Annotated in this window: 28 protein-coding genes; 14 read left to right on the top strand and 14 right to left on the bottom strand. The window is 70.6% G+C overall.

The window, feature by feature from the left end:
* Positions 1-9 precede the first annotated feature (9 nt).
* From N4G63_RS17745 to N4G63_RS17735, 3 genes are all read right to left on the bottom strand, one after another.
* On the bottom strand, positions 10-1,470 hold the full coding sequence (locus N4G63_RS17745; protein ID WP_260787516.1) for a 2-hydroxymuconic semialdehyde dehydrogenase: 1,461 nt from the start codon (positions 1,468-1,470) through the stop codon (positions 10-12).
* 94 nt (positions 1,471-1,564) lie between these two features.
* A complete protein-coding gene (locus N4G63_RS17740; RefSeq protein WP_260787517.1) occupies positions 1,565-2,011 on the bottom strand; it encodes a tautomerase family protein in 447 nt (148 codons plus the stop codon).
* A gap of 70 nt (positions 2,012-2,081) precedes the next feature.
* On the bottom strand, positions 2,082-3,017 hold the full coding sequence (locus tag N4G63_RS17735; RefSeq protein ID WP_314600006.1) for a catechol 2,3-dioxygenase: 936 nt from the start codon (positions 3,015-3,017) through the stop codon (positions 2,082-2,084).
* Positions 3,018-3,270: 253 nt separating this feature from the next.
* Between N4G63_RS17735 and N4G63_RS17730 the strand changes: the two genes are divergently transcribed.
* Both N4G63_RS17730 and N4G63_RS17725 read left to right on the top strand, forming a co-directional pair.
* Positions 3,271-4,164, top strand: coding sequence for a LysR family transcriptional regulator (locus tag N4G63_RS17730; RefSeq protein WP_314600005.1), 894 nt, complete (start codon positions 3,271-3,273; stop codon positions 4,162-4,164).
* A gap of 189 nt (positions 4,165-4,353) precedes the next feature.
* Entirely contained in the window at positions 4,354-4,722 is a 369-nt protein-coding gene (locus N4G63_RS17725; protein ID WP_260787520.1) for a 2Fe-2S iron-sulfur cluster-binding protein, read from the top strand.
* A 148-nt stretch (positions 4,723-4,870) separates the two neighbouring features.
* On the opposite strand, the gene arsN2 is transcribed toward N4G63_RS17725, so the two are convergent.
* A complete protein-coding gene (gene arsN2 / locus N4G63_RS17720) occupies positions 4,871-6,790 on the bottom strand; it encodes an arsenic resistance N-acetyltransferase ArsN2 (protein ID WP_314600004.1) in 1,920 nt (639 codons plus the stop codon).
* A 27-nt stretch (positions 6,791-6,817) separates the two neighbouring features.
* On the bottom strand, positions 6,818-7,147 hold the full coding sequence (locus tag N4G63_RS17715; protein ID WP_260787521.1) for an ArsR/SmtB family transcription factor: 330 nt from the start codon (positions 7,145-7,147) through the stop codon (positions 6,818-6,820).
* 94 nt (positions 7,148-7,241) lie between these two features.
* On the opposite strand from N4G63_RS17715, the gene N4G63_RS17710 reads away from it, so the two are divergent.
* Together N4G63_RS17710 and N4G63_RS17705 are read left to right on the top strand one after the other, a co-directional pair.
* A complete protein-coding gene (locus N4G63_RS17710) occupies positions 7,242-8,294 on the top strand; it encodes a permease (RefSeq protein WP_260787522.1) in 1,053 nt (350 codons plus the stop codon).
* 48 nt (positions 8,295-8,342) lie between these two features.
* Positions 8,343-8,576 carry a thioredoxin family protein gene (locus N4G63_RS17705; RefSeq protein WP_260787523.1) on the top strand — a complete coding sequence of 78 codons (234 nt, stop codon included), beginning with the start codon at positions 8,343-8,345 and terminating at the stop codon, positions 8,574-8,576.
* Positions 8,577-8,606: 30 nt separating this feature from the next.
* Here the strand turns inward: N4G63_RS17705 and arsB are convergent, their stop codons facing one another.
* The 7 genes from arsB to N4G63_RS17670 all read right to left on the bottom strand — a co-directional run bounded on the left by arsB (position 8,607) and on the right by N4G63_RS17670 (position 14,975).
* The gene (arsB, locus tag N4G63_RS17700) at positions 8,607-9,674 is read right to left on the bottom strand and encodes an ACR3 family arsenite efflux transporter (protein WP_260787524.1); all 1,068 of its coding nucleotides are present in this window, start codon (positions 9,672-9,674) and stop codon (positions 8,607-8,609) included.
* Positions 9,675-9,678: 4 nt separating this feature from the next.
* The gene (locus N4G63_RS17695) at positions 9,679-10,173 is read right to left on the bottom strand and encodes an arsenate reductase ArsC (protein WP_260787525.1); all 495 of its coding nucleotides are present in this window, start codon (positions 10,171-10,173) and stop codon (positions 9,679-9,681) included.
* A 38-nt stretch (positions 10,174-10,211) separates the two neighbouring features.
* Positions 10,212-10,562 (bottom strand): ArsR/SmtB family transcription factor, encoded by a 351-nt coding sequence (locus tag N4G63_RS17690; RefSeq protein ID WP_260787687.1) that lies wholly within the window; start codon positions 10,560-10,562, stop codon positions 10,212-10,214.
* A gap of 119 nt (positions 10,563-10,681) precedes the next feature.
* Positions 10,682-11,932 carry an organoarsenical effux MFS transporter ArsJ gene (arsJ, locus tag N4G63_RS17685; RefSeq protein ID WP_314600003.1) on the bottom strand — a complete coding sequence of 417 codons (1,251 nt, stop codon included), beginning with the start codon at positions 11,930-11,932 and terminating at the stop codon, positions 10,682-10,684.
* 13 nt (positions 11,933-11,945) lie between these two features.
* Positions 11,946-12,989, bottom strand: a complete 1,044-nt coding sequence (locus tag N4G63_RS17680) for an ArsJ-associated glyceraldehyde-3-phosphate dehydrogenase (RefSeq protein ID WP_260787526.1) — start codon at positions 12,987-12,989, stop codon at positions 11,946-11,948.
* 139 nt (positions 12,990-13,128) lie between these two features.
* Complete coding sequence (locus N4G63_RS17675; RefSeq protein WP_314600002.1) at positions 13,129-13,641, bottom strand: aromatic-ring-hydroxylating dioxygenase subunit beta; 513 nt, start codon at positions 13,639-13,641, stop codon at positions 13,129-13,131.
* 50 nt (positions 13,642-13,691) lie between these two features.
* Complete coding sequence (locus tag N4G63_RS17670; RefSeq protein ID WP_314600001.1) at positions 13,692-14,975, bottom strand: aromatic ring-hydroxylating dioxygenase subunit alpha; 1,284 nt, start codon at positions 14,973-14,975, stop codon at positions 13,692-13,694.
* A 136-nt stretch (positions 14,976-15,111) separates the two neighbouring features.
* On the opposite strand from N4G63_RS17670, the gene N4G63_RS17665 reads away from it, so the two are divergent.
* The gene (locus tag N4G63_RS17665; protein WP_314600000.1) at positions 15,112-16,035 is read left to right on the top strand and encodes a LysR family transcriptional regulator; all 924 of its coding nucleotides are present in this window, start codon (positions 15,112-15,114) and stop codon (positions 16,033-16,035) included.
* A 20-nt stretch (positions 16,036-16,055) separates the two neighbouring features.
* On the opposite strand, the gene N4G63_RS17660 is transcribed toward N4G63_RS17665, so the two are convergent.
* Positions 16,056-17,006: a LysR substrate-binding domain-containing protein gene (locus N4G63_RS17660; RefSeq protein WP_314599999.1), complete on the bottom strand. Its 951-nt coding sequence runs from the start codon at positions 17,004-17,006 to the stop codon at positions 16,056-16,058.
* Positions 17,007-17,105: 99 nt separating this feature from the next.
* Between N4G63_RS17660 and N4G63_RS17655 the strand changes: the two genes are divergently transcribed.
* Positions 17,106-17,477 (top strand): hypothetical protein, encoded by a 372-nt coding sequence (locus N4G63_RS17655; protein WP_260787529.1) that lies wholly within the window; start codon positions 17,106-17,108, stop codon positions 17,475-17,477.
* 113 nt (positions 17,478-17,590) lie between these two features.
* A complete protein-coding gene (locus N4G63_RS17650) occupies positions 17,591-17,905 on the top strand; it encodes a hypothetical protein (RefSeq protein ID WP_260787530.1) in 315 nt (104 codons plus the stop codon).
* A 33-nt stretch (positions 17,906-17,938) separates the two neighbouring features.
* Here N4G63_RS17650 and N4G63_RS17645 read toward each other — a convergent pair whose 3' ends face one another.
* Positions 17,939-18,844, bottom strand: coding sequence for a LysR family transcriptional regulator (locus tag N4G63_RS17645; protein WP_260787531.1), 906 nt, complete (start codon positions 18,842-18,844; stop codon positions 17,939-17,941).
* 155 nt (positions 18,845-18,999) lie between these two features.
* Between N4G63_RS17645 and N4G63_RS17640 the strand changes: the two genes are divergently transcribed.
* The 7 genes from N4G63_RS17640 (at position 19,000) to N4G63_RS17610 (ending at position 26,501) form a co-directional block, all read left to right on the top strand.
* Positions 19,000-19,458: a VOC family protein gene (locus N4G63_RS17640; RefSeq protein ID WP_260787532.1), complete on the top strand. Its 459-nt coding sequence runs from the start codon at positions 19,000-19,002 to the stop codon at positions 19,456-19,458.
* A 140-nt stretch (positions 19,459-19,598) separates the two neighbouring features.
* On the top strand, positions 19,599-20,900 hold the full coding sequence (gene hisD / locus N4G63_RS17635; RefSeq protein WP_260787533.1) for a histidinol dehydrogenase: 1,302 nt from the start codon (positions 19,599-19,601) through the stop codon (positions 20,898-20,900).
* Positions 20,900-21,709 (top strand): SDR family NAD(P)-dependent oxidoreductase, encoded by an 810-nt coding sequence (locus N4G63_RS17630; protein WP_314599998.1) that lies wholly within the window; start codon positions 20,900-20,902, stop codon positions 21,707-21,709. Before hisD ends, N4G63_RS17630 begins: the two co-directional genes overlap by 1 nt.
* Before the next feature lie 38 nt (positions 21,710-21,747).
* On the top strand, positions 21,748-22,740 hold the full coding sequence (locus N4G63_RS17625; protein ID WP_260787535.1) for a fumarylacetoacetate hydrolase family protein: 993 nt from the start codon (positions 21,748-21,750) through the stop codon (positions 22,738-22,740).
* Positions 22,741-24,597: a phytoene desaturase family protein gene (locus N4G63_RS17620; RefSeq protein ID WP_260787536.1), complete on the top strand. Its 1,857-nt coding sequence runs from the start codon at positions 22,741-22,743 to the stop codon at positions 24,595-24,597. It begins immediately after the preceding gene.
* Positions 24,598-24,601: 4 nt separating this feature from the next.
* The gene (locus tag N4G63_RS17615) at positions 24,602-25,546 is read left to right on the top strand and encodes an NAD-dependent epimerase/dehydratase family protein (protein WP_260787537.1); all 945 of its coding nucleotides are present in this window, start codon (positions 24,602-24,604) and stop codon (positions 25,544-25,546) included.
* A 22-nt stretch (positions 25,547-25,568) separates the two neighbouring features.
* Entirely contained in the window at positions 25,569-26,501 is a 933-nt protein-coding gene (locus tag N4G63_RS17610) for a VOC family protein (protein WP_260787538.1), read from the top strand.
* Positions 26,502-26,510: the final 9 nt, after the last annotated feature.

The raw sequence follows: 26,510 nt of genomic DNA, 5'->3' as shown, positions 1-26,510 counted from the left end.
AGGCCAAGTTCAGAGCTTGATGCAGACGTTTCTGAGGTCGGTGTAGAACTCGAGCGAGTGCACGCCGCCTTCGCGGCCGATGCCGCTTTGCTTGCTGCCGCCAAACGGCGTGCGCAGGTCGCGCAGGAACCAGCTGTTCACCCAGGTGATGCCCACCGCCACCGCGGCGGCCATGCGGTGCGCGCGCTTCAGGTTCTCGGTCCAGATCGTGGTGCTCAAACCGTAGCGGTTGGCATTGGCCAGCACCACCACCTCGTCTTCGCTGTCGAAGGGGCGGATGTGGCAGCAGGGGCCGAAGATCTCCTCGCGCACCACGGCGGCGGTTTCGGGCAGGCCGGTCCAGATGGTGGGCTGCACCCAGGCGCCTTCGGCCAGCAGGCCGGGCAGGTCGGGCACGCCGCCACCCGTCACCACATTCGCGCCTTCGGCCACGGCCTTGGCGTAATAGCTCAGCACCTTGCGCCGGTGCTCCTGGCTGATCAGCGGGCCGTAGTTGCTGCCGGCATCGCCGGGGCGGCCGTACTTCACCGCCTCGCAGCGGCGTTTGAGCGCAGCCACGAAGCGCTCGAACAGCGGCCGTTCCACATACACGCGCTCGGTGCCCAGGCACACCTGGCCGGTGTTCATGAAGGCCGAGCGGAAGATGCCTTCCACGGCGGCATCGAAGTCGCAATCGGCAAACACGATGCCGGCGTTCTTGCCGCCCAGCTCGAAGCTCACGTCGCGGATGCCGTCGGCGGCGGCCTTCATGATGGCGGTGCCGGTGCGCGTCTCGCCGGTGAAGGTGATGGCGTCCACGTCATCGTGGCGGGTCAGCTGCTCGCCGGCCGCATCGGGGCCGAAGCCATGCACCACGTTGTACACACCGGGCGGCACGCCCACGGCGTTCATCACCTCGCCCAGCAGCGTGGCGGAGGCGGGGGTTTCTTCGCTGGGCTTGACCACCACGGTGTTGCCGCAGGCCAGCGCCGGGCCCACCTTCCAGGTCATCAGCAGCAGCGGCGCGTTCCAGGGGCTGATGACGCCGATCACGCCCTTCGGTCTACGGATGGCGTAGTTCAGCGCGCCGGCGCCGTCGGGCGTGTCCATCACAAAGCTCTCGGCCGGCACGTTCTTGACGATGTCGGCAAAGATCTTGAAGTTGGCCGCGCCGCGCGGCACGAAGGCGTGGGCGATCACATGGTGGGGCTGGCCGGTGTCGGCTTCTTCAGCCGCCACGAAGTCGTCAAAGCGCCGGGTGATGCCATCGGCCACCGCGTGCAGCATGGCCACGCGCTGGTCGGTGGGCATGCGGCCCCAGGGGCCGTGCAGGGCGGCCTGGGCGGCGGCCACCGCGGCGTTCACCTCGGCCTGGCCGCCTTCGGCCACCTGGCCCAGGCGGGTGTTGTCCAGCGGCGAGCGCTTGTCGAAAAGCTTGCCGCTGGCCGAGGCCACGAACTGGCCGTTGATGAAGTGCTGGAAGGTCTGCATGGTGCGGGGCAGGGGTTGGCGGTTGGGGTGGCCGGGCGTGCGCGGCGCAGCCGTTGCGGGCCTTGGCGGCCGCGTACGTCAGATGCCAGCTGGTTCAGGAGCCGCTGGCGGCGGGTGCCCGCCGGGCCAGCTCGGCGGCGCGGGCCTGGCTGGCCGGCACACCGCCGATGGCCCAGCGCTCCGGGTGCACATGGTCGATCTGCACCCGCACGCGCTGCGGGTCGCCGCCCAGCACGCGGGCCACCGCGGCGCTCAGGTCGGCCATCACGCGGTGCAGCGTGGCCACCGGCCGGCCTTCCATCAGCGCCATGCGGATCAGCGGGATCTCGGCCTCGGCGCGTGGCACGCCGCGCGCCAGCACCTCGTCGGCCGGCTCGCCGGCCAGGGCATAGAGCCCGGGGTCGACCTCGGTGATCCACACCTGCAGGCGTTCGGGCGGTGCGTCGATGGCCTGCGCAAAGGCCATCGAGGCCTCGCGCAGCAGCTGCTTGAGCACCGGCCGGGGATGACCGGCCAGCACGTGGATGTTGGCGACTGGCATGAATGAAGCCTTGCAAGGGGTCCGGGGTGGAGCGGGTTCAGCCGCGCAGCAGCGGGATGCGCCGCCGGGCTCAGGTCACCACGGTCAGGAAGGTCTCGTGCATCTTGCGGTGCGCCACGTCGAGGCCGCCGCCTTCGCCAAGGCCTTCCCAGCTCCATTCGATGGGCGGCAGGTCGGGGTAGGACGAGTTGCCGCCCGAGAAGGTCTCGAAGCGGTTGCCCGACGGGTCCCATGCATAGATGGTGCCGCCGCGCGTGATGCCGTGGCGCGTGGGGCCGATGTCGACCTTGATGTCGTTGGCGCTCATGATGTCGGCGGCGCGGAACACGCGGTCGATCGACTCCATGTAGAACGACACATGGTGCAGCTTGCCCGGCTCGGGGTGCACGACAAAGGCGATGTCATGCGCCTTGTTCGAGCAGGCCAGCCACAGCGCGCCCTTGACATCGGTGCCGGGCAGGGTGACGTACTCGGCCAGGTGAAAGCCCAGCACCTGGGTGAAGATCTCCAGCACCTGGTCGACGTTGGGGCCGTAGAGCAGGGCGTGGTCCATGCGCATCGGCGCAATGCCCTGGTCGAAGCGCGCGCTGTAGGGCTTGGGGTCCTTCTGGCCCAGCGCGCTGCCGGCAAAGGTCTTCTTGGCATACAGCTCGATCTGGTGGCCGCTGGGGATCTCGAAGCGCACGCGCTCGCCGGTTTCCATCAGCTCGCCGGCCGGCAGGCGCGAGGTGCGCAGGCCGCGGTCGCGCAGGTCGGCCTCCAGCTTGTCGAGCGTGGCCTCGCTGTCGACCTTGAAGGCGAAGAAGTCCATGCCCGCGCTGTCGGCCTGGCGCAGCACCACGCTGTGGTGATCGCGCTCGTCCCAGGCACGCAGGTAGACGCGGCCGCTCGCATCGCGGCCCATCTCCTCGAGACCCAGTACGTCGCGGTAGAAGGCCACCGCCTCGCCCATGTCGAGCACCCGGATCTGCACATGTCCCGGGCGCAGCACGCCTGTCATTGCCATGGTTCTTGTCTCCTGTCGTCGCCTGCTGGATGCGCGGTGGTTGTGGACGACGCTGTGGCCGCCGCGCTGAATGTGCAGCCACTGTAGGCAGCCGGTGTGGCCGGCGTCCAATACCATCGAAGCCCGGTTGACCATACCCGGCAAGCATGGCTGCGGCTACTGGTTGCTACCAAGTGGTATCAGCGGCGCGGCTCGGCCACAATTTGGCGCTGCCCTGCACCCGCCCTGCCGCGTCCGCGCCGGCCGTATCGACGTGGATCTGCGCCATCTCCGCTACTTCGTGTGCGTTGCCGAAGAGAAAAAAATCGGCCGTGCGGCCGTGCGCCTGCACATCTCGCAGCCGCCGCTCACGCGCCAGATCCAGCAGCTGGAAGAGCAGCTGGGCGTGCTGCTGTTTCGCCGCACCCACCGCGGCGTGGAGCTCACCGATGCCGGCCGCGTGTTCTACGACGATGCCCGCAACATCCTGGGCCTGACCGAGCGCGCCATCGAGCGCAGCAGCAAGGCTGCGCAGGGCCTGCTGGGGCGGGTCGATCTGGCGATCTTCGGCTCGGGCATCTTTGGCGCCATTCCGCGGCTGATCCGGGCGTTTCGCGAGGCGCATCCCGAGGTCAGCATCTTCCTGCACAACATGGTGAAGGACGAGCAGATCGACGCTTTACGCCAGCGCCGCATCACGCTGGCCTTCAACCGGCTGATGCGGCCCATCGACGGGCTGGTGAGCGAGACCCTGCTGACCGAGCCGCTGTACGTGGCCCTGCCCTCGGGCAGCCCGCTGACCGCACGCACCGCGGTCGCGCTGCAGGAGCTGGAGCAGGTGCCGCTGGTGCTGTACCCCACCGGCTCGCGGCCCAGCTTCATCGACCGTGTGCACGAGATGTGCCGCAGTTGCGGCTTCACGCCGCAGGTGGCGCAGGAGGTGGGCGATGTGGTGCATGCCGTGGCCCTGGTGGCCACGGGCTTCTCGGTGACGGTGGTGCCGCAGTCGGCCACCTCGATGGCCATGCCGGGCATTGCCTACCGGCCGCTGCACCACCCCGCGGATTCGCGCGTGGACCTGTGCTGCATCTACCGCGACGACGACGACTCGCCGATCCTGCAGTCGCTGCTGGCCTCGATGCGGCGCGAGGCGGCGGCGCTGCAGTAGCCGGGCCACACGCCATTCCGGGCCACCGCGCATGCAAACCCCTGGGCTGCAAGCCATGCCATGCAGCCCAGGTATCGCGCCGCAGCGCCCAAGGGTATTGGACAGCGCGCGGCAGCGCCGCCAACATGCCACCACCCCCGACACACCGACGATGCGGCGCGCACGGTACGCCCGCACATGGAGACCGGCTTGCAGAAATTTGACGTCCTGATCGAGGACACGGGCGAGCACTTCGCCTGTGCTGACGCGCGCTCGCTGCTCGAAGGCATGGTGGCGCTCAACCGCAAGGGCATCCCGGTGGGCTGCCGCAACGGCGGCTGCGGCGTGTGCAAGGTGGCCATCCTGCAGGGCGAGGTGGCCACCCGCGTGATGAGCCGCGCCCATGTCAGCGAAGACGACGAACGCCACGGCCGCCTGCTGGCTTGCCGCGTGGCGCCACGATCGGACATCCGACTGGCCGTGCTGGGGCCGATGCGCAAGAGCGTGTGCCGGAACTCGGCAGCGCCAACCAACGGCGCTGGGGCCGAGCACTGCACCGAGCGGTCACCGGGCCACTGATCCGGGCCTGCAACACCCACCGCTTGCGGGTGGCTGGACGCGGACATTGCTACTTGGGCCGTACACACAAAAGCCCGACGATGATCGTTATGCAAACTGCCACCGATGATCAGCGAGCAGCGTGCGGCGCGACCGCGCCGCACGCTGCTCAGCAACAGCCAGAGCTGCGACGCGCCGGGACGGGGGCGGCCACGATCGACGCCAATGCCGGCACCGCCGCCGGCGTGGCGCACCCGCAGCCGGCTTCGCCCTCGGCCTTGCGCTGCTCGTCCAGCACGCAGCAGGCCGCGGCATCGCGGGCCGGCGGGCCGCCGCAGCAGGCCTCGCCCGCTGCCGCCTCGGTGTCGGCGCCGCTCACGCTGCACACGCCGGTCTCGGGCAGGTTCAGTTCCACACGGTCGGCGGCCTGCAGGTCGCCGGCCAGCGCCGCCACCACCGAGCGCGCCTGCTCAAAGCCGGTGGCCATCAGGAACGTGGGCGCGCGGCCGTAGCTCTTCACGCCCACGGTGTACAGGCCGGGCTCGGGGTGGCTCAGCTCGCGGTGGCCATGCGGGCGCACCGTGCCACAGCTGTGCAGGTTGGGGTCGATCAAGGGGCCCAGGGCCTCGGTGGATTCCAGCCAGGGGTCGAGGCGCACGCGCAGTTCGCGGGTCAGGCCCAGATCGGGCCGCTGGCCGGTGGCGCAGACGATCTCGTCGATGCCCTCCAGCCGCTGCTCATGCCCTTGCGCATCCACCCCCAGCACGGTCAGCGTGCCGGTGGCACCGGGCTCGATGCGGGTGATGCGCAGGCCGGCATGCAGGGCCAGCGCGCCGCTGTCGCGCAGCTGCCGCAGCGCCGTGCCCAGCGCGCCGCGCGCCGGCAGCGCATCGGCCGCGCCACCGCCGAACACCCGTGTCAGTGCGGGCGAGCGCACGGCCCAGGCCAGGCGCGTGCCGGGCGCCTGGGTGGCCAGCCGGGCCAGGTCAAGCAGCGCATGGGCGGCCGAGTGGCCGGCGCCCACCACCAGCGTGTGCTTGCCGGCATAACGCGCACGCTCGGTGTCCAGCACATCGGGAATGCCGTAGCGGATGCGCGCGGCGGCCTCGGCCTCGGCCTCGCCGATGGCCGGCAGCCCGCCCGCGCCCAGCGGATTGGGCTGGTGCCAGGTGCCGGTGGCGTCGATCACGGCGCGGGCGCGGATCTCCAGCGCCTGGCCCCCGTGCAGCGCACGGATCACGAAAGGCGCGTGGTCGCGCCCGGCGCTCTTGACCTTGTCGAAGCCCTCGCGGGTGATGGCGGTCACGCGCGTGGACAGGCGCAGTGCCGCGGCCACTTCCGGCAGGCGCGCAAAGGGGGCCAGCACCTGCTGCACCACCTCGGCGGCCAACGGCAGCGCCTCAGGCGGCGGCGCCTGCCAGCCGGTGGGCGCCAGGTGCGCGGCCATCACCGGATCGATGTTGTAGCGCCAGGGCGAGAACAGGCGCACATGGCCGTAGTCCAGCAGGCTGGCGCCCACCTGGGGTGCCGCTTCCAAAATCACGAAGGGCAGGCCGCGCGCCAGCAGCTGCGCCGCCGCGGCCAGGCCCACCGGGCCGGCGCCCAGCACGGCCACCGGCAGGCCCTGCAGCGCATCGGCCGCCACCGGCGGCTGCAGCATCAACTGCAGGTAGTCGGCGCTGGCCGGGCACAGGCCCTGGAACTCGGCCGACTGCTGCAGCGCCGCCGGCGCCTGGGCCCGGTCGGCCAGCGTGAAGCCAAGCTCCTCGAAGAAGCGCCGCGCGGTGGTGGTCAGCAGCACCATCTGCGCAAAGCCGCGGCGGCGTGCCTCCTGCATCAGCAGCGCCACCATCTGCCGGCCGATGCCCTGGCGCTGCAGCCCGGGTGCCACCGCCACCGAGCGCAGCAAGGCCACCTCGCCGCGCGGCTCCACGCCCGCGCAGCCCACCGTCTCGCCCCCGGCCTGGGCCAGCACGAACGTGGCGAGGTGCTCGCGCGCGCCCTGCAGCGGCAGGCCGTTGGCGCGCAACAGGGCTTCAACGGCGGGCCAGTCGGCCGCCTGGGCCTGACGCATCGTGATGGAAGACATGGTCGATCCTCGGTGGATGGGTGGGGGTCAGCACCCGCAGGTGCCAGACGGCGGCGTGGCTGCCGCGCGCGGCGCGCCGGCGCAGCAGTTGTCGGTGAGGTAGCCCAGCAGCGCGCGCATCTGCTCGAAGCCAGCGCGGTAGATCACGAAGCGGCCGTTCTGCGCCTGCGTCACCAGGCCGGCCGCGGCCAGCTCCTTGAGGTGGAAGGCCAGGTTGGTGGGGCCCACACCCACGGCCTCGGCCAGGGCCTTCTGGGCCAGGCCCTCATGGCCGGCCACCACCAGGGCGCGAAAGGCCTCCAGGCGCACCGGGTGGGCCAGCGCGGCCAGGGCTTGAACGACTGATGCTTGATCCATGAATTCAATAATAGTTGAATCAACGGACTTGATCAAGCGCAGTACGCAGAGGCCGCTGACGGCGCAAGCTGGAACCCCGGACGGAGACCCCTGCATGAGCGCCCTCACCTTGTCCCGTCGTACCCAGCAGATGGCGCAGCAGCACCCGCGTGCGCTGCTGCTGCTGGCGGCGCTGGCCTGGTGGCTGCTGTACCGGGCGCTGAACCCGGCCTCCGAGGCACTGGTGGCGGCGCTGCCGGTGGCACGCGATAGCCACCTGGGCAGTGCGCTGCAGTTCTTTCTGTACGACACGCCCAAGGTGCTGCTGCTGCTCACCGCGGTGGTGTTCGTGATGGGCATGGTGAATTCGTTTTTCACGCCCGAGCGCACGCGCGCGCTGCTGGCCGGCCGTGGCGAGGGCCTGGCCAACGTGATGGCCGCCAGCCTGGGCGTGGTGACGCCCTTTTGCAGTTGCTCGGCGGTGCCGCTGTTCATCGGCTTTGTGCAGGCCGGCGTGCCGCTGGGCGTGACCTTCTCGTTCCTGATCTCTGCACCCATGGTCAACGAGGTGGCGCTGGCCCTGCTGCTCGGCCTGTTCGGCTGGAAGATCGCCCTGCTCTACCTGGGCCTGGGCCTGGCGGTGGCCATCGGCGCGGGCTGGATCATCGGCCGGCTGAAGCTGGAGGCGCAGCTGGAAGACTGGGTGCGCGAGATGCCGCGCGTGCCCGCCAGCGCCGGCCACGACGACCTGGCCCTGGCCGGGCGCATGGCCGCCGGCCTGGACAACGTGCGCCAGATCGTCGGCCGGGTGTGGCCCTACATCCTGGCCGGCATCGCCATCGGCGCGGTGATCCACGGCTGGGTGCCGCAGGACTTCATGGCCGCCATCATGGGCAAGGACGCCTGGTGGTCGGTGCCGCTGGCGGTGCTGCTGGGCGTGCCGATGTACACCAATGCCGCCGGCATCATCCCCATCGTGCAGGCGCTGCTGGCCAAGGGGGCGGCGCTGGGCACGGTGCTGGCCTTCATGATGAGCGTGATCGCGCTGTCGCTGCCCGAGATGATCATCCTGCGCAAGGTGCTCAAGCCGCGGCTGATCGCCACCTTCGTGGCCGTGGTGGCCACCGGCATCCTGGCCGTGGGCTTCATCTTCAACGCGGTGCTGTGACGCGCCGCCCGGCCTTCCTTCACGTCACGGCCAACATCGGAGCATCTCATGGACATCAAGGTACTGGGCAGCGGCTGCGCCAACTGCCGCAACACCATCGCGCTGATCCAGCAGGTGGCACAGGACAAGGGCGCCACCATCACGCTGGACAAGGTGGAGGCCCTGCGCGACATCGTGGGCTATGGCGTGATGGCCACGCCCGGCGTGGTCATCGATGGCCGCGTGGTGCATGCCGGCGGCGTGCCCAGCCGCAGCAAGGTAGAGGGCTGGTTCGCGGGCTGACCCAGCGGCGGCCCGGCCGGGCCGCATTCTTCAGCGACCCGCCTCGTACCAGGCCTTGCTGCGGTTCACCACGCGCACCACGGCCAGCATCACCGGCACCTCGATCAACACGCCCACCACGGTGGCCAGCGCGGCGCCCGATTCAAAGCCGAACAGGCTGATGGCCGCGGCCACCGCCAGCTCGAAGAAGTTGCTCGCGCCGATCAGCGCCGAGGGGCAGGCCACGCTGTGCGCCTCGCCCAGCCGGCGGTTCAGCCAGTAGGCCAGGCCGGCGTTGAACAGCACCTGGATCAGGATGGGCACGGCCAGCATCGCGATCACCAGCGGCTGCTGCAGGATGGCCTGGCCCTGGAACGCGAACAGCAGCACCAGCGTGGCCAGCAGCGCCGCGATCGACCAGGGCCCGAGGCGCGCCAACATGGCCTCCAGCGCCGCCGGGCCACGCGCCAGCAGCGCGCGCCGCCAGGCCTGGGCCATGGCCACCGGCAGCACGATGTACAGCAGCACCGAGATCAGCAGCGTGTCCCAGGGCACGTGGATTGCCGACAGGCCCAGCAGCAGGCCGACGATGGGCGCGAAGGCGAAGACCATGATCAGGTCGTTGAGCGCCACCTGGCTCAGCGTGAACAGCGGATGGCCCTGCGTGAGCCGGCTCCACACGAAGACCATGGCCGTGCAGGGCGCGGCGGCCAGCAGGATCAGGCCGGCCACGTAGCTGTCAAGCTGCGCCGCGGGCAGGTGGGGCGCGAACACCTGGCGCACGAACAACCAGGCCAGCAGCGCCATCGAGAACGGCTTGACCGCCCAGTTGACGAACAGCGTCACGCCGATGCCGCGCCAGTGCGCGCGCACCTGGTGCAGCGCGCCGAAATCCACGCGCAGCAGCATGGGCACGATCATCACCCAGATCAGCAGGCCCACCGGCAGGTTGACCTGGGCCACCGACATCGCCCCCACCGCGCGCACCGGCCCGGGCAGAGCCTGGCCCAGCGCGATGCCGGCTACGATGCACAGCGCCACCCAGAGACTGAGGTAGCGCTCGAAGACGCTCATCGGCGCCGGCGGTGGCGGGCAGGACGGCAGGGCGTCGGCGGCCATGGCGTCAGCGCGTGCCGATGTCGTCGATCTCGCGCTGGATGGCCAGCCCGTCCAGCGCGGCCAGCGGCAGGGCCAGCATCAGCTCGATGCGGCGCTTGAGCACCACCGCAGTGTCCCAGAACAGCCGGGCCCGCTGCTCGTCGCTGCCCTCGCCCGCGGCGGGATCGGCCACGCCCCAGTGCGCCGTCATCGGCTGGCCGGGCCACACCGGGCAGGTCTCGCCGGCGGCCTTGTCGCAGACGGTGAACACGAAGTCCATCACCGGGGCCCCGGGCTGGGCGAACTCCGACCAGTCCTTGCTGCGCAGCCCCTCGGCCGGCACATGCATGGCCGCCAGCGTGCGCAGGGCCAGCGGGTGCACCGTGCCGGCCGGGTGGCTGCCGCCCGAGTGGGCGACGAAGCGGCCGGCGCCCAGCCGGTTCAGGATGGCCTCGGCCATGATCGACCGGGCCGAGTTGTGCGTGCAGATGAACAACACGTGGTAGAGCTTGTCAGACATGCGCGAACTCCTGTCGGGTGGGATGCAGCGAAGAACACTCAGCACTGCGGGCAGCTGCTGCTGCCGGGCAGGCCGCAGACGGTGGGATCGGTGCCCGAGGCCTGGCAGCAATGCGCGGTCAGGTAGGCCATCAGCGCGTCCATGCGGCCGAGGCGCGGGCGGTAGATCAGGTGGCGGCCCTCGCGCTCCTGGCTCACCAGGCCGGCATGGGTCAGCTCCTTCAGGTGGAAGGACAGCGTGGAGGCCGGCACATCCAGCGTGGCCGCCAGCGCGCCGGGGGTCAGGCCTTGCGCCCCGGCGCCCACCAACGCGCGGTAGATGCGCAGCCGCGCGCCCTGGGCCAGCGCCGCCAGCGCGGCCACGGCGCCCGCCTCGTCAAGCGCGGCCACGGCCGCGGCCCGCTCCGGCACCGGGGCTGACGCCTGCTGCAGCGCGCCGCGGCCGGCGCTCACTGGGGCACCTTCAGGCTGCGCCTTGCGGTATTCGCCCTTGGGGCGGCCCGTCGGGCTCATGGCTGGCTCCCGGCGGCCGGCGCGACGGCAGCAACCGCGATCTGCCGCTGCAGGGGCAGGCCCAGCGTGATCACCCAGCAGCCGAGCAGCATCAGCGCCGAGCCCATCAGCGCATACAGCAGCCCGCCCCACTGGTACAGCAGGCCCGACAGCAGCGTGCCGAAGAAGCGGCCCAGCGCGTTGGCCGCGTAGTAGAAGCCCACGTCCTCGGCCGCCTTCTCCGAGCCGGCATAGGCCAGCACCAGGTAGGAATGCACCGAGGAATTGACCGCGAACACAAAGCCGAACAGCCCCAGCCCGGCCACCACCACCCATTGCAGCTGCGCCACCGGCCAGGCCACGCAGGCGGCCAGCGCCAGCGGCACGGTGACCAGCAGCGCCGACCAGGCGCGCGCGGCCGGCACCTCGGTGCTCAGGCCATCGGCGCTGCGGCGCACGAGGGCCGGCGCCAGCACCTGCACCAGGCCGTAGCCCACGGTCCAGGCGGCGACGAAGCCACTCACCATCGTGAAGCTCCAGCCCGCCGCGTACAGGAACACCGGCACGCCGACCACGAACCACACGTCGCGCGCGCCGAACAGCACCACCCGCGCCGCAGCCAGCAGGTTGATGCCCCGGTTCTTGGCGAACAGCTCGCGCGCCGAGGCCGAGGCCTTCTGCCGGCCCATCAGCGGCGGCACGAAGCCCAGCACGCCCACCAGCACCAGGGCCAGCAGGCCGGCCATGGCCCACAGCGCCTGCTGGAAGCCCAGCCCCTGCAGCAGCACGCCGCCCAGGAACAGGCCCACGCCCTTCATCGCGTTCTTGCTGCCGGTGAAAAACGCCACCCACTTGAACAGCGTGCCCGAGGCCTCGCCGGCCGTGGCCTTGATGGCCGCCTTGCTGGCCGTCTTGGTGAGGTCCTTGGCCACGCCGCAGACGCCCTGCGCCATCACCACCCAGGCCACCGACAGCGCCGCCGACCAGGCCGGCGACAGCGCCGACATCAGCAGGAAGCCGCCGATCTCGGTGGCCAGGCCCACGGCCAGCATGCGCTGGATGCCGTGGCGCGTGGCCAGCCAGCCGCCCACCAGGTTGGCCACCACGCCCATGGCCTCGTACAGCAGGAACAGCAGCGCCAGCGTGAACGGCGAATAGCCCAGCCGGTGGAAGTGCAGCAGCACCAGCATGCGCAGCGCGCCATCGGTGAGCGTGAAGCCCCAGTAGGCCGCCGTGACGATGGCGTAGTGGCGCGCACCGGGGTTCATCGGCCGGGCCCGGTCACAGGCCGCACTGCTGCATGTGGCAGGCCAGGTCCACCATGCGGCAGGCATAGCCCATCTCGTTGTCGTACCAGGCGTAGACCTTCAGCAGCGTGCCGTCGGTGACCAGCGTGGACGGGGCGTCGACGATGCTGCTGCGCGTGTCGCGCGCATAGTCGGCGCTGACCAGCGGCCGCGTCTCGTAGCCCAGGATGCCGGCCAGCGCGCCGCTGGCGGCCTCGGCAAACAGCTGGTTCACCTCGGCGGCCGTGGTCTCGCGGCGCAGCTCGAACACGCAGTCGGTGAGCGAGGCGTTGAGCACCGGCGCGCGCACCGCGTGGCCATCGAGCTTGCCCTTCAGCTCGGGGTAGATCAGGGCGATGGCGGTGGCGCTGCCGGTGGTGGTGGGCGCCAGGCTCAGCATGGCGCTGCGCGCGCGGCGCAGGTCCTGGTGCGGCGCGTCGACCATCAGGTTGGTGTTGGTGGGGTCGTGGAGGGTGGTGATCTGGCCATGGCGGATGCCCAGGCCCTCATGGATCACCTTGACCACCGGCGCCAGGCAGTTGGTGGTGCACGAGGCGGCGGTGACGATGCGGTCGCGCGCCGGCTCGTACAGGTGGTGATTGACGCCGACCACGATGTTGAGCACGCCGCCCACCTTGACCGGCGCGGCCACGATCACGCGCTTGGCGCCGCGGTCGAGGTGGCCCTGCAGCGTCTCGGGCGTGAGGAAGCGGCCGGTGCACTCGAGCACCAGATCCACGCCCAGGTCACCCCAGGGGATCGCGGCCGCCGTGGCGTGCGACGAGAACGACAGCCGCCGCTCGCCGATGCGGATGGCCGCGGGGCCCTCGACCGCAAAGTCGGCGCGCCAGCGGCCCTGCACGCTGTCGAACTGCAGCAGGTGGGCGGTGGCCTCGGCGCCGCCCTTCAGCTCGTTGAGGTGCACCACCTCCAGCCGGTGGCCGGCACGCGGATCGTCGTGCGGACGCTCGGCCGCGCCCAGCGCGGCGCGCAGTGCCAGGCGGCCGATGCGGCCCAGGCCATTGATACCCACCTTCATGGCATGCACTCACTGATCAGATCAACAAAGAAAGCGCAGACAACGACGCTTCCACAATAGTCGAATCATAGGCCGGGCACATGACACGTGCGTGACGGCCAGCCCGGGCCGCCGCCCCCCGCCGGCGTGCGGGCCGCGCTCAGATCGGGTAGATGATCGAGTTGGGGATCAGCTCGCTGTCGTAGATGCATTCGCGCGAGGCAAAGCGCAGCCCGGCCGGTGTGCGCACCACCAGGTCAAGGTAGCGGCCCACGTTGAACACCGTGCTCGGCTCGGACAACTTGGTGCGAAACACCGCGTAATTGGCCTCGCAGCGGATGCGCCCGGGCTGCACCTCGTGGATCAGCGGCAGGCCCACCACATGCCGCTGGTAGTAGGGGTCGTGGTAGAGCGTTTCCTGGATGCCGTAGACCCGATCCTTGAGCATGGCCTTGCTGCTGAAGGCCAGCGTGGCCAGCGGAAAGCCGCGCTCGTGGTTCTCGCGCGGCTGCAGGCGGTAGCAGGCGTCGTCGGTGAAGAACTCGGGCCACAGATCCCACTGGCCCGAATCGACCGCCCGGGCGTAGTCGGCGTAGAGCTGGGTCAGGGCCAGCCAATCGTCAAAGGGCAGGGTTGCCGCCACGCCGGGTGCTGCCTCGCTGCTGGTTGCCATGCTGCTGGTTGCCTCGCTGCTGGTTGCAACGCTGGGTGTCGCCATGTTCATCAGGCCTCCATCACCTCGCGCCAGTAGCGGTACATGCCGCGGATCAGGGTCTCGGTGACCATGTGCTCGGTGTCTTCCACGCCATGCCCGCCCAGCTCGGCCAGCGCGCGGTGCCAGGGTTTGCTCTCGAAGGCCTGCTGGCTGAATTCGATCACCTCGCCGTCGTCGGCCGAGACAAAGCCGGCCGGCCCGAACAGGTTGGCCTGGGTCAGGCGGCGCCGGGTCATGGCCTCGTCGTCGTCGTCGAAGCCGAAGTGCGTCCACACGAAGTCGAAGCTGCCATGGCCATTGGGCTTGATGTGGCGGGTGGACACGCTGTTGACCTGCTGCTGCAGGATCACGCTGGGAAACAGCGTGGTCATCACCGCGGTGGGCGCCGGGCTCTCGCCGTCGGGCCCGGCCCACCAGGCCTCGGGCACGATGTCGATGAAGCTGGGGTCGTGCAGGCTCATGCCGGCCTTGAAGCTCGACACCTCGGTCACCGCCCCGGCCTGGCCCGCCGCGCCGCGGGTGGACACCATGGCCGCATGGCGGTGCCGCCGGTCCATGCGCAGGCGCGACTTGTTGTCGGCGCGCCAGAGCCCGAAGGTCACGAACCAGGTGTGCAGCAGGCCCGGGTGGTAGGGGTCCTTGATGTTCTCCTGCATCAGCTTCCAGTTGCCCGGGATGCGCTGGCGGTTGTAGCCCAGGATGCGCAGCGCGCGGCCGTTGAACAGGCGGTCGTAGTAGGCCAGGATGGTGGGGCCGAGAAAGTCCTCGAAGGGCTCGACCTGCGGGTCGAACGATGCAAACACCACGCCGCCGCGGCGCGCCACCTGCAGCCGGGTGAGGCCATGGTCGCCGGCCTTGAAGTCCTCGGGCATGCCGCCCAGCATCTGGCCGTCCTGCTTGACGCCGCGGCGCAGCGGCACGCCCTGCAGCCGGCCCTCGAGCGAATAGCGCCATTGGTGGTAGGGGCAGACGAACTGCTGGCGCTTGCCATGGCGCTCGCGGCAAAAGCGCATGCCGCGGTGGGCGCAGACGTTCTCCACCACATGGATCGCGCCGCCGGCATCGCGCACCATGATCACCGAGCGCTCGCCGATCACCGTGCGCTTGAAGTCGCCGGCCTGCGGCACCTCGGCCTCCAGGCCCACATAGCACCAGTGGCCGCGGTAGAAAAAGCGCTCCGGCTCGCGCCGGTGCAGCGCGTCGCTGGTGTAGGCGCCAAACGGGATGCGCTGGGTGCCCGCACCGGTCTCCCACAGCGGCAGCCCGGCGTCCGGTACGGGGGGCTGGCTCATGGCGGGTCTCCTGCGGGATGGGGTGGGGCGTGGCGGGGTGGGGTGGGGTCGGGCGCGGCCGCATCATGGCCGGCAGTGCCCAATCAATCCATAAAATGAAGTGAATGTGCCGTATCACGGTGTGTGATGAGGTGGCATGGAGCTGTCCGACATCGACCTGAACCAGCTCGTGCTGCTGCACCAGCTGATGCAGGAGCGGCGCGTCTCGCGCGTGGCCGAGAACCTGGGCATCAGCCAGCCGGCGGTAAGCAACAGCCTGGCCCGGCTGCGCCGGCAGTTTGCCGACGACCTGTTCGTGCGCACGCCGGGCGGCATGATGCCCACGCCGCTGGCCGAGCAGCTGGCCGGGCCCATCGGCCAGGCGCTGGCGCTGATCCATGCCGGGCTCAACCCGCAACGTGCTTTTGCGCCGGCGCAGGTGCAGCGCCGGCTCACGCTGGCGATGACCGACATCGGCGAGATCGTGTTCCTGCCCCGGCTGCTGGCCCGGCTGCGCGAGCAGGCACCGGGCATCACGCTGAACACGGTGCGCACCACGGCGGCCAGTCTGCGCGAGGACATGGCCAGCGGCCAGGTCGATCTGGCCATCGGCCCGCTGCCGCAGCTCAAGGCGGGCTTCTACCAGCGCCGGCTGTTCAAGCAGCGCTATGTGTGCCTGTTCCGCCAGGGCCATGCGCTGGATCGCCGGCGCGTCGGCCTGGCTGACTTCAAGGCCGCCGAGCACCTGGTGATCGTGTCGGCCGGCACCGGCCATGGCCGGGTTGACACGCTGCTGCAGCGCGCCGGCATCGAGCGCCACACGCGCCTGACCGTGCCGCATTTCGTCAGCGTGGGCCACATCCTGCAGCACTCGGACCTGGTGGCCACGGTCACCGAGCGGCTGGCGCAGTGCCTGGCCGGGCCGTTCGCTCTGAGCTGCCGGCCGCACCCCGTGGCGCTGCCCGAGGTGGCCATCCAGGTGTTCTGGCATGCCACGCAGCACCGCTCGCCGGCGCACCAGTGGCTGCGGGGCCAGGTGTTTGAGCTGTTCGGCGAGCCGGCCGCCGGTGCGGCGGCCTGAGCGGCGGCGGCGCCGGCGCCTCAGGCCGGGCGGCGGCGCGGTGACGCCAGCGCGCTGGCCACCGAGGCCAGCCCGCGCTGCGACAGCGCGAGCTCTTCGAACAGCCAGTCGCGAAAGGACATCAGCGGCGGCCAGTCGCGGCGCGCCCGCGGCATCACCAGCCAGTAGCCGTCGTCGTCGGCATCGGCCGCCAGGCTGGGCCCGGGCAGGCGCTGCAGGCGGCCCGCGGCCAGGGCATCGGCGGCGAACATCTCGCGCACCAGGGCCAGGCCCAGGTCCTGCTCGGCAGCCTCGGCCACCAGGCCGGCATCGTTGGAGCTGGCCACCACCTGCAGCGCGCGCGTCGGCAGTGCGGCACCGGCGGCTGCAAACCAGGCGCCCCACTTGGCGGCATCGCCCAGCAGCGGCTCGCCGGCCCATTGCGCCAGCGGCAGCCGGGCCACGCGGCGGGCCCGTGCGGGCGTGGCCACCGGCACCAGCCGCCACTCGGGCAGGCGCTCGCACAGCAGGCCGCGCCAGCGGCCATGGCCGTAGCGCAGCGCGGCATCAAAGCCTTCGGCGGTGAGGTCCAGCGTCTGCATCGAGGCGTGCAGGTCGACCGCGATATCGGGATGGCGTTCGCGCCAGCGCGCCATGCGCGGCAGCAGCCAGCGCTGGGCCATCGAGTTCATGGTGGCCAGCCGGATCAACTGACCCGCGGCGCCGGCCGCACGCTCGGCGGCGCGCTGGCCGGCCTCGAGCTGGGCCAGCGCCGGCTCGGCCGCGGCCAGCAGGGCCTGGCCCGCGGCATTGATCACCAGGCGCCGGCCCCGCCGCTCGAACAGCGCAAAGCCCAGCTGTTGTTCGAGGTGGCGGATCTGTTGGCTGACCGCACCGTGCGTGAGGTGCAGCGACTCGGCCGCCGCGCGCAGCCCGCCCATGCGCGCCACACGCACAAAGGCTGGCAACGGGTTGAGCGGCAGGTGGGCCATGCTGGATAGTAAACCTCACCACCGCGTGCAGAAGCTTTCGATTTTCATGGCGGCCGGCAGCCCGTAGCCTGCGCAGCTTGATCCAGCCGGGAGCCGCCCATGACCGCCAGTGCCTGCCCACCCACCGCGCCCGGGCCGTGGCGGCCGCTGCAGTGGCTGCGTGCCTGGCCGGCACGCGCTGCGGCCTGGGCTTGCCACCGCCGCCACCGGCGGCAGTGCGCTGCGCCAGGCGCCGAAACGCCGGTGCAGGAGCAGGAGCAGGAGCAGGAGCAGGTGCAGGTGCAGGTGCAGGTGCAGGTGCAGGCGGAGGCGCCGATGCCGGAGCCGATGCCCCGGCCCCCCGCCGCGGGCCGCATGCCGGCCTGGCTGCGGCGCGACATCGGCCTGCCGGCCGAGGCCGCTGGCCACGAAGCGCTGGCCGCCACGCGCGAGCGGGTGATGCTCAAGAGCCATTGGCTGGGCGGTGGTTGACCCGCGCCGGCGGCGGCTGACCCGCGCCACGGGCCGGCATCGCGCTGCCCGATGCCGGGCATCGCCTGAATCGATTTCCGCGCGGCGGGCGCGCTGCCTAGGATGCCGGCCTTGTGCTGTCACCCCGCCTGCTGCCGATGCGCCACGCCACTGAACACACCGGGCCCGCCGCGGCCTGCCGGTTTCCGCCCGACGAGCGCGGCTTTCTGCTGACCGAGCCGCGCATCGGCCTGGGCGTGGTCGAGCGGCTCGAGCAGGCCGGTGTGCATTCGCTGGCCCAGCTGGCGGCGCTGGGCCCGGCCGTGGTGGTGCGGCGCATCTGCGAAGGTCAGGGCTCGCTGGCCTGGGCCAACCGGCGCCGGGCGCTCGAGCGCGCGCTGCTGCGCTCGCGCCAGATCGGCCTGTGCCCGGCGCCGGCCCTGGCCTAAGCGCGGCTCGGCCGCAACCGCCGGCGCTGCCGCCTACGCCTGCAGCGCCACCGCCTGCAGCTGCTCGCGCAACCAGGCCAGCGCTGCGTCTTGCGCCTTCAGCCGGTTCCACTGCGCCACCAGCGTGAGCGGCGGGATCTCGAAGGGCGGCGCCAGCAGGCGCACCGGCAGCAGCCGCGCATACATGCGCGCCAGCCGGGTGTGCATGGTGGCGATGCGCTGCGTGCCCACCACCAGCAGGGGCAGCGCATTGAAGCTGCTGGCGCTGGCCACCACCTCGCGCTGTGCCTGGTGGGTGGCCAGGAACCAGCTCTCGAAGGTGGGCACGCGCAAGTCGCCGAACTGCGCCGCCACATGGCGCGCGGCCAGGTACTGCGGCAGGCCCAGGGCCTCGCCCTGCAGGTGAAAGCCGGTCCAGACCACGCAGCTGTAGCGTTCGGTCAGCAGCTCGCACTGCGGGTGGTCGGGGCTGGCATTGCGCTCGGGGTAGATCGCCAGGTCGACATCGCCGCGCTCCAGGCGCTCGACATTGCTGTTGCCCAGGCTCACCACGTCGATCGACACGCCGGGCGCCAGTGCCTCCAGACGCTGCGACAGCGGCGTCAGCAGCACCGTGGTGGCGTAGTCGGAGGCGTTGATCACGAAGCGCCGGCGCAGCGCGGCGGGCTCGACCGCGCTGCCGCTGGCCAGCGTGGCCTGGGCACGCAGCAGCAGCTCGCGCACCGGCTCGCGCAGGCTTTGCGCCAGCGGCGTGAGGTGCATGCCGCGGCCGGCGGGCACCAGCAGCTCGTCCTGGAAGTGCGCGCGCAGACGGCCCAGGGCGCTGCTGGTGGCCGAGGCGCCGAGGTGCAGGCGCTCGGCGGCACGGCTCACGCTGGCGGTCTCGAGCAGCGCGTCGAGCGTGATGAACAGGTTCAGGTCGAAGTGGCCCAGGCGCATGGGCCAGCATTTTGAGTGCAGCGCGCGAACCGTTCGATGCCGTCAACAGCAGGCGTCGAAAGGAATTGATGGTCAGCCTGCCAGGCCCTGCCTAGCATGCGCCCCCAGAACACCCAGCATCAGCCCGCCAGGCGGGACAGGAGACACGGCCGGCCATGACCGAATCATTGACCTGCGCCATCGGCCCGCTGCGGCCGCACCACTTCGGCATCAGCGTGCCGCAGCTCGAGGCCGCCATCGCGTGGTACGAGCGCATGCTGGGCTTCAGCGTGGAACAGCGCCTGCACATCGCCAAGATTCCGGCGCACATCGCGTTCTTGAAGCGCGGCGATTTCCGCATCGAGATCTTCGAGGTCGACGGCGCCGCACCGCTGCCGGCCGAGCGCCGCGTGCCCAACCTCGACCTGAAGACCCATGGCAACAAGCACATGTGCTTCGAGGTGCCCGATGTGCCGGCCGCGGTGGCCGCGCTGCGCCGCGCCGGCGCCGACATCGCCTTCGAGCTGAGCGTGGACGGCAACCCCACGGCCTTTGTGCGCGACTGCGCCGGCAACCTGATCGAGCTGCTGCAGCCCTTCGAGAGCCGGCCGGCCCAGGCCGTGGCGGCGGCCTGAGGCGCCGGCCCGCCGCTGCGGGTGAACCCTCAGTATTGCCGGCCCCGATGCGGCGCATCCGCACAAACGATTTCCCGATCGCGGGCCGTCTTTCTAGCATCGGCGCCGATCCAGCCTGAACATTTTTCGGAGACAGTCCCGTGACCGTGCAGATCATCAAGGCCGGCAAGCCCGCCGCGCACAAGGCCGACCTGAACGCCCAGGTGCGCGCCACCGTCGAGGGCATCCTCACCGACATCGAGGCACGCGGCGATGCGGCGGTGCGCGAGTACAGCGCCCGCTTCGACCACTGGTCGCCGGCCAGCTTTCGCCTCAGCCAGGCCGAGATCGAGGCCTGCATCGCCAGCCTGCCGGCCGCCACGCTAGACGACATCCGCTTTGCGCAGGCGCAGATCCGCCGCTTCGCGCAGATCCAGCGCGACAGCATGCAGGACGTGGAGGTGGAGACCCTGCCCGGCGTGGTGCTGGGCCACCGCAACATCCCGATGAACTCGGTGGGCTGCTACATCCCCGGCGGCAAGTACCCGCTGATCGCCAGCGCGCACATGAGCGTGCTCACCGCCAAGGTGGCCGGCGTGAAGCGCATCGTGGCCTGCGCGCCGCCCTTCGACGGCCGGCCCTGCCCCGAGATCGTGGCCGCCATGCACCTGGCCGGCGCCGACGAGATCTACTGCCTGGGCGGCGTGCAGGCCGTGGCCGCGATGGCCATCGGCACCGAGAGCCTGCCCAGCGTGGACATGATCGTGGGCCCCGGCAATGCCTATGTGGCCGAGGCCAAGCGCCAGCTGTTCGGCCGCGTGGGCATCGACCTGTTCGCCGGGCCGACCGAGACCCTGGTGATCTGCGACGACACGGTCGACGCCGAACTGGTGGCGGTCGATCTGCTGGGCCAGGCCGAGCACGGCCCCACCAGCCCGGCCTACTGCATCACGCGCAGCAAGACCATCGCCGAGCAGCTGCCCGCCGCCATCGAGACCGTGCTGGCCCGGCTGGACACCGCGCCGATCGCCAGCGTGGCCTGGCGCGACTACGGCGAGATCATCCTGTGCGACACCCAGGAGGAGATGCTGGCCGAGGCCGAGCGCCTGTGCAGCGAGCATGTGCAGGTGATGACCGACGACCCCGACTGGTTCCTGCAGCGCATGACGCGCTACGGCGCGCTGTTTCTCGGCCACCGCACCAACGTGAGCTATGGCGACAAGGTCATCGGCACCAACCACACCCTGCCCACGCAGGGCGCCGGCCGCTACACCGGCGGGCTGTGGGTGGGCAAGTTCATCAAGACCCACACCTACCAGCGTGTGCTGACCGACGCGGCCAGCGTGATGGTGGGCGAATACTGCGCCCGCCTGTGCGGCTACGAGCACATGAGCGGCCACCAGGAGCAGGCCGCCATCCGCGTGCGCCGGCTCAAGGCCGCGGCCGGCGCCCAGCAGCCGTGATGAGCGGCACCCTGGCGGGCCAGGTGGCCGTGGTCACCGGTGGTGCCGGCGGCCTGGGCGAGGCCATCTGCATGGCCCTGGCGCAGGCCGGCTGCAGCGTGGTGGTGGGCTACAACAGCTCGGCCGACGCGGCCCGCGCGCTGGCTGCGCGCCTGCCGCTGGCGGCGCAGGTGCCCGCGTTGCAGGCCCACACGGCGCTGCCGGCGCCGCAGGCCCACACGGCGCTGCCGGCGCCGGTGACCGATTCGACCGCGCTGGCCACGCTGGCCGACACGCTGCGCCAGCGTTATGGCCGCTGCGACATCCTGGTCAACTGCGCCGGCACCACGCGCTTCGTGCCGCACCCGCAGCTCGACGCGCTGGACGATGCGCTGTTTGACCAGATCCTGGCCACCAACATCCGCGGGCCGTTTGCCGCGGTGCGCGCGCTGCGGCCGCTGCTGGCGGCGCCGCGCAGCGATGGCGGCACGGGCCTGGTGGTGAACATCTCGTCGATCGCCGCGGTCACCGCCATGGGCAGCAACATCGCCTACTGCGCCAGCAAGGCCGCGCTCGACAACATGAGCAAGAGCCTGGCCCGTGCGCTGGCGCCGGCGGTGCGCGTGCTCAGCGTCTCGCCCGGCCTGGCCGACACCGATTTCGTGAAAAGCATGGACCCCGCCTGGCGCCACGAGCAGGCCGGCCGCACGCCGCTGCAGCGCCTGGCCGGCCCCGACGAAGTGGCTGCCGCCGTGCTGGCCTGCGCCACGCACCTGAGCTTCAGCACCGGCACGGTGATCGCCGTGGACGGCGGCCGGCCGCTGGCCTGAGCCGCCCCCTGACATTCGACCCCGGAGACAAGCGCCCCATGAAACTCGCCACCCTGAACAACGGCCGCCGCGACGGCCGCCTGGTCGTGGTCTCGCGCGACCTGCGCCACGCCACCGACGCCGCCCCGGTGGCCGCCACCATGCAGCAGCTGATCGAGGACTGGGACGCGCGCGCCCCCGGCCTGCAATCGCTGTACGAGATGCTCAACGCCGGCCGCGGCGTCGAGCACTTCGCCTTCGACCCGGCCCAGGCCATGTCGCCGCTGCCGCGCACGCACCAGTTCGTGGATGCCTCGGCCTTTCTGAACCACGGCAACATCATGGAAGAGGCCTACAAGCTGGACGTCAAGAAGACGCCCGGCATTCCGGTGCTGGTGCAACGCCAGAGCGACGACTTCTGCGGCCCCTGCGACGACTACCCACTGCACAGCGAGGCCGACAACGGCGACTTCGAAGGCGAGTTCGCCGTGGTGATGGCCGATACGCCGATGGCCAGTCCCCCCGAGGCCTGCGCTGCGCAGATCCGGCTGGTGATGATCCTCAATGACGTGAGCCTGCGCGCGCACCTGTTTCGCGAGCTGCAGATGGGCTTCGGCTTCATCAATGCCAAGCCGGCCACGGTGTTCGGCCCGGTGGCCGTCACGCCCGACGAGCTGGGCGAGGGCTGGGGCGCCGATGGCCGCATCCACCTCGAGATGCGGGTCAGCCGCAACGGCCAGTGGTTTGGCCACCCCAACGGCCGCGAGATGGACTGGAGCTTTGGCGAACTGCTGGCGCGGCTGGCGCTGAACCGCAACCTGCGCGCGGGCACCATCCTGGGCACGGGCACGGTCAGCAACCGGGCCGCGCGCGAGGTGGGCTCGGCCTGCCTGGCCGAAAAGCGGGCGCTGGAGAAGATCACCACGGGTGATTCGAGCACGCCGTTCCTGACGTGGGGCGACCGGCTGCGCTTCGAGGTGCTGGGTGCCGATGGGCAAAGCATCTTCGGCGCGATCGATCACCGGTTCGTGCCGTTCAAGGCGGGCGCGTAAATGAGCGCTTATGACATTGTCGCAATGGGCGCGGGCCACAACGGCCTGGTGGCCGCTGCCTACCTGGCCAAGGCCGGCAAGAAGGTGCTGGTGCTCGAACGCAAGGCCTACCCGGGTGGCGGCGTCAGCACGCGCCAGCTCAACACCCCTGGCTACTGGCATGACGAGCACAGCAGCGTGCACATCATGATCCAGGGCAACCCCATGCTGCGGCAGGACGAGCTGGGTCTGCTGTCGAAGCACGGGCTCAACTACCACTACTCACCGGTGCCGCACGCCACGATCTTTCCGGATCAGAGCGTGCTGTTCACCTACAAGGACGTGGACAAGACCTGCGAGTGCTTCGCCAGGATCAGCCCCAAGGACGCCGAGACCTACCGGAACTTCGTGAAGATGAGTTCCGAGATCCTGAAGGTCTTCATGCCCGGCCTGTACAGCCCGCCGCCGCCGCTGGGCGAGCTGGTGGCCATGCTCGACCGCAGCGACGAAGGCCGGCTGATGCTGGAGTACATGACGCGCGACTGCCTCAGTCTCGTGAATGATCTGTACGAGAGCGACAAGATCAAGATCCACCTGCTGCGCCTGGTCAGCGAGAACCTGCAGCACCCCAACGAGCTGGGCACCGGCATGGGCGTGCTGCTGATGCCCGGCATCATCCACACCTATGGCGTGAGCCAGCCGGTGGGCGGCAGCGGCAAGCTGACCGAATCGCTGGTGCGCTGCATCGAGAGCTTCGGCGGCGAGGTGCGCTGCCAGGCCGAGGTGGCGCAGATCCTCACCAGCGGCGGCCGCGCCACCGGCGTTCGCATGGCCGATGGCGAACAGATCCTGGCCAAGGACGCGGTGATCGGCGCCATCCACCCGCATGTGATCCGCAAGTTCGTCGAGGGCGTGCCCGAGCCGGTGATGAAGAAGGCCGAGCGCGCGCAGCTGGCGCCGTTCTCCATCATGGTGAGCCACTACGACCTGAAGGAGAACGCGCAGTACCACGCCGACCCGCAGGTGGGCTACGCCACGATGCTGGAGTTCATGGCCACCGACCGGCTCGACGAGATGCTGGCCGACTTTGACGACCTCAAGCGCGGCCTGATCACCGAGCGCCGACTGTGCGCCGGCGGCGATGAAAGCATTGGCGACAAGAGCCGCGTGCCGGCCGGTGCCGGCATGTTCCACGGCATCACCTTTGCGCCCTACACCGTGACCGACAAGCGCTGGAGCCACCAGCACTGGGACGAGTTCAAGGAAGAGATCGGCGATCTCTCACTCGCCCACTACCGCCGATTCGTCAAGAACCTGACGAGCGACAACATCATCGCCCGCAGCATCGTCAGCCCGGTGGATCTGGAGCGCAGCAGCCCCAACAGCATGATGCGCGGCGACCTGCACGGCGTGGCGCCGTACTTCCACCAGAGCGCGGGCGCCCGGCCCACGCCCGACCTGGGCCAATACACCGTGCCGGGCGTCGAGCGGCTGTTTCTGGCCGGGCCCTCGCAGCACCCGGGCGGCGGCGTCTACGGCGCCGGCCGCGCCACAGCCATCCAGGTGTTCGAGGCCCTGGGCATGGACTTTGGCAGCGTCGCCGCCGGGGCCCGCCAGGACAGCGCCAACTCCAAGCTCATCGCCGAAGCCAAGAAGGACGGCATGGTGCTGCGTGGCGCCGCCAACGAGGAGCTGATGCACGTGGAGGCCATCGAGCGCGTGGGCGACGAGCTGGTGATCAAGGGCAAGAGCTTCGGCACCATGCCGATGCAGGCGCGGCTGGATGCGGCCTCGGCCCGCGCCGGCCTGAAGCTGCTGGGCCTGGGCAAGCTGGCCTTCCTGGCCACGCTGCCGTTCCGCTCCGGCCCGAAAGAGTGATGCCATGACCCATGTCGTCGTCACCGGCAGCGAGGGTTTCGTGGGCCAGGTGCTGGTGCAGCGCCTGCTGGCCCACGGCCTGGGCGGCCAGCGCGTCACCCGCCTGAGCCTGATGGACGTGCGCTTTGCCGCGCCGGCCAGTGATGCGCGCGTGCGCCAGATCGAAGGCAGCATCGCCGAAGCCGCCGTGCGTGCCCAGGCCTATGACAGTGCGGTGGATGCCGTCTTCCACCTGGCCAGCATCCCCGGCGGCGCCGCCGAGAAGAACTACGAGCTGGGCCGGCGCATCAACCTCGATGCCACGCTGGGGCTGCTGGAAGACTTGCGCACGCAAGCCAAGGCGCCCAGGTTCGTGTTCGCCAGCACCATTGCCGTCTACGGCGAGCACCTGCCGCCGGTGGTGGACGAAGCCACGCTGCCCAACCCCGGCCTGAGCTATGGCGCGCACAAGCAGGCCGGTGAGTACCTGGTGGCCGATGCCACGCGCAAGGGCTGGTGCCAGGGCTGCTCGCTGCGCCTGCCCGGCGTGGTGGCGCGCCCGGGCGATGGTGCGGGGATGATGAGCGCCTTCATGAGCCAGCTGTTCTGGAAGCTGGCCGCCGGCGAGCCGATCACCGTGCCGGTGTCGGCCGACGGCGTGGCCTGGTGGATCTCGGTGGGCGCCTGCGTGGACAACCTGCTGCATGCCGCCACCGTGGATGGCGCGGCAATGAACCCGCGCCGCAGCTACCAGATGCCGGTGCTGCGCTTCACCGTGGGCGAGCTGGTGGACGCGCTTTCCGCGCGCTATGGCGCTGAACGCAAGGCCCTGGTGAGCTACGCGCCCGACCCCTTCATCCAGCGCCTGTTCGCCAGCTACCCGCCACTGCACACGCCCGAGGCCCTGGCGCTGGGCCTGCGGCACGACGGCGACATCGCCACCTTGATTGCCCGAGCCACGGCGGCCTGAGCCGGTCTCGAAAGGACACCCCATGAACATCCTCGGACTCGACAACCTGGTCTTCGGCGTCGACGACATGCCCGGCTCGCGCCAGTACCTGCTGGATTACGGCCTCGACGAAACCGGCTTCGACCCCGCGGTGGGCGGCAGCTACGAGGCGCTGGACGGCACGCGCATCACCATCCGCCATGCGCACGATGCCAGCCTGCCGCCACTGCCGCCCGGCGCGCACAGCCCCTGCCTGCGCGAGACGATCTACGGCGTGGCCGACGAGGCCTCGCTCGATGCCCTCCAGGCCGAACTGGCCAAGGACCGCCCGGCCGAACGCGGCGCCGATGGCGTGCTGCGGGCGATGGACGACGGCGGCTTCGCCATCGGCTTCCAGATGACCCTTCGCAGGCCCTACACCGCGCGCTTTCTCGGCTTCAACGTGCCGGGCCAGCCACCGGGCCGCGCGCCCAATGATTGCGCCGCCAACCCCGACGAGGTGATCAAGCCGCGCTCGTTGAGCCACCTGGTGTACTTCGTGCCCGATGCGGTCAAGGCCGAGGCCTTCTACCAGCGCCTGGGCTTTGTCACCACCGACCGCTTCAACAAGCTCGGCCCGTTCATGCGGCCGGCCGGCACGCAGGATCACCACACGCTGTTCATGATCCAGCGCTTCAACGACCACATGGTGGGCTGCAACCACTTCACCTTTCACCTGGGCTCGGCGGCCGAGGTGCTGCAGCACGGCTGGGAGTTCGTGCGCAAGGGCTACAAGAGCTTCTGGGGGCCGGGCCGCCACATCCTGGGCAGCAACTTCTTCTGGTACTTCAACAGCCCCTTCGGCGCGGTGATGGAGGTGGATGCCGACATGGACATCCACGACGAGCACTGGGTGCCGCGGGCCTGCGATCCGGGCAAGGACAACTCGCAGATCTTTCTCTTCAACGCCGCACCCAAGTGGGCGCCCGGGGAATAGCCCAGCCCC

Source organism: Aquabacterium sp. OR-4 (assembly GCF_025290835.2).
In the GTDB taxonomy this organism is placed as follows: domain Bacteria; phylum Pseudomonadota; class Gammaproteobacteria; order Burkholderiales; family Burkholderiaceae_C; genus Pseudaquabacterium.
The sequence above is the reverse complement of the archived record's forward strand: the minus strand, read 5'-3'. Positions and strand labels throughout refer to the sequence as shown.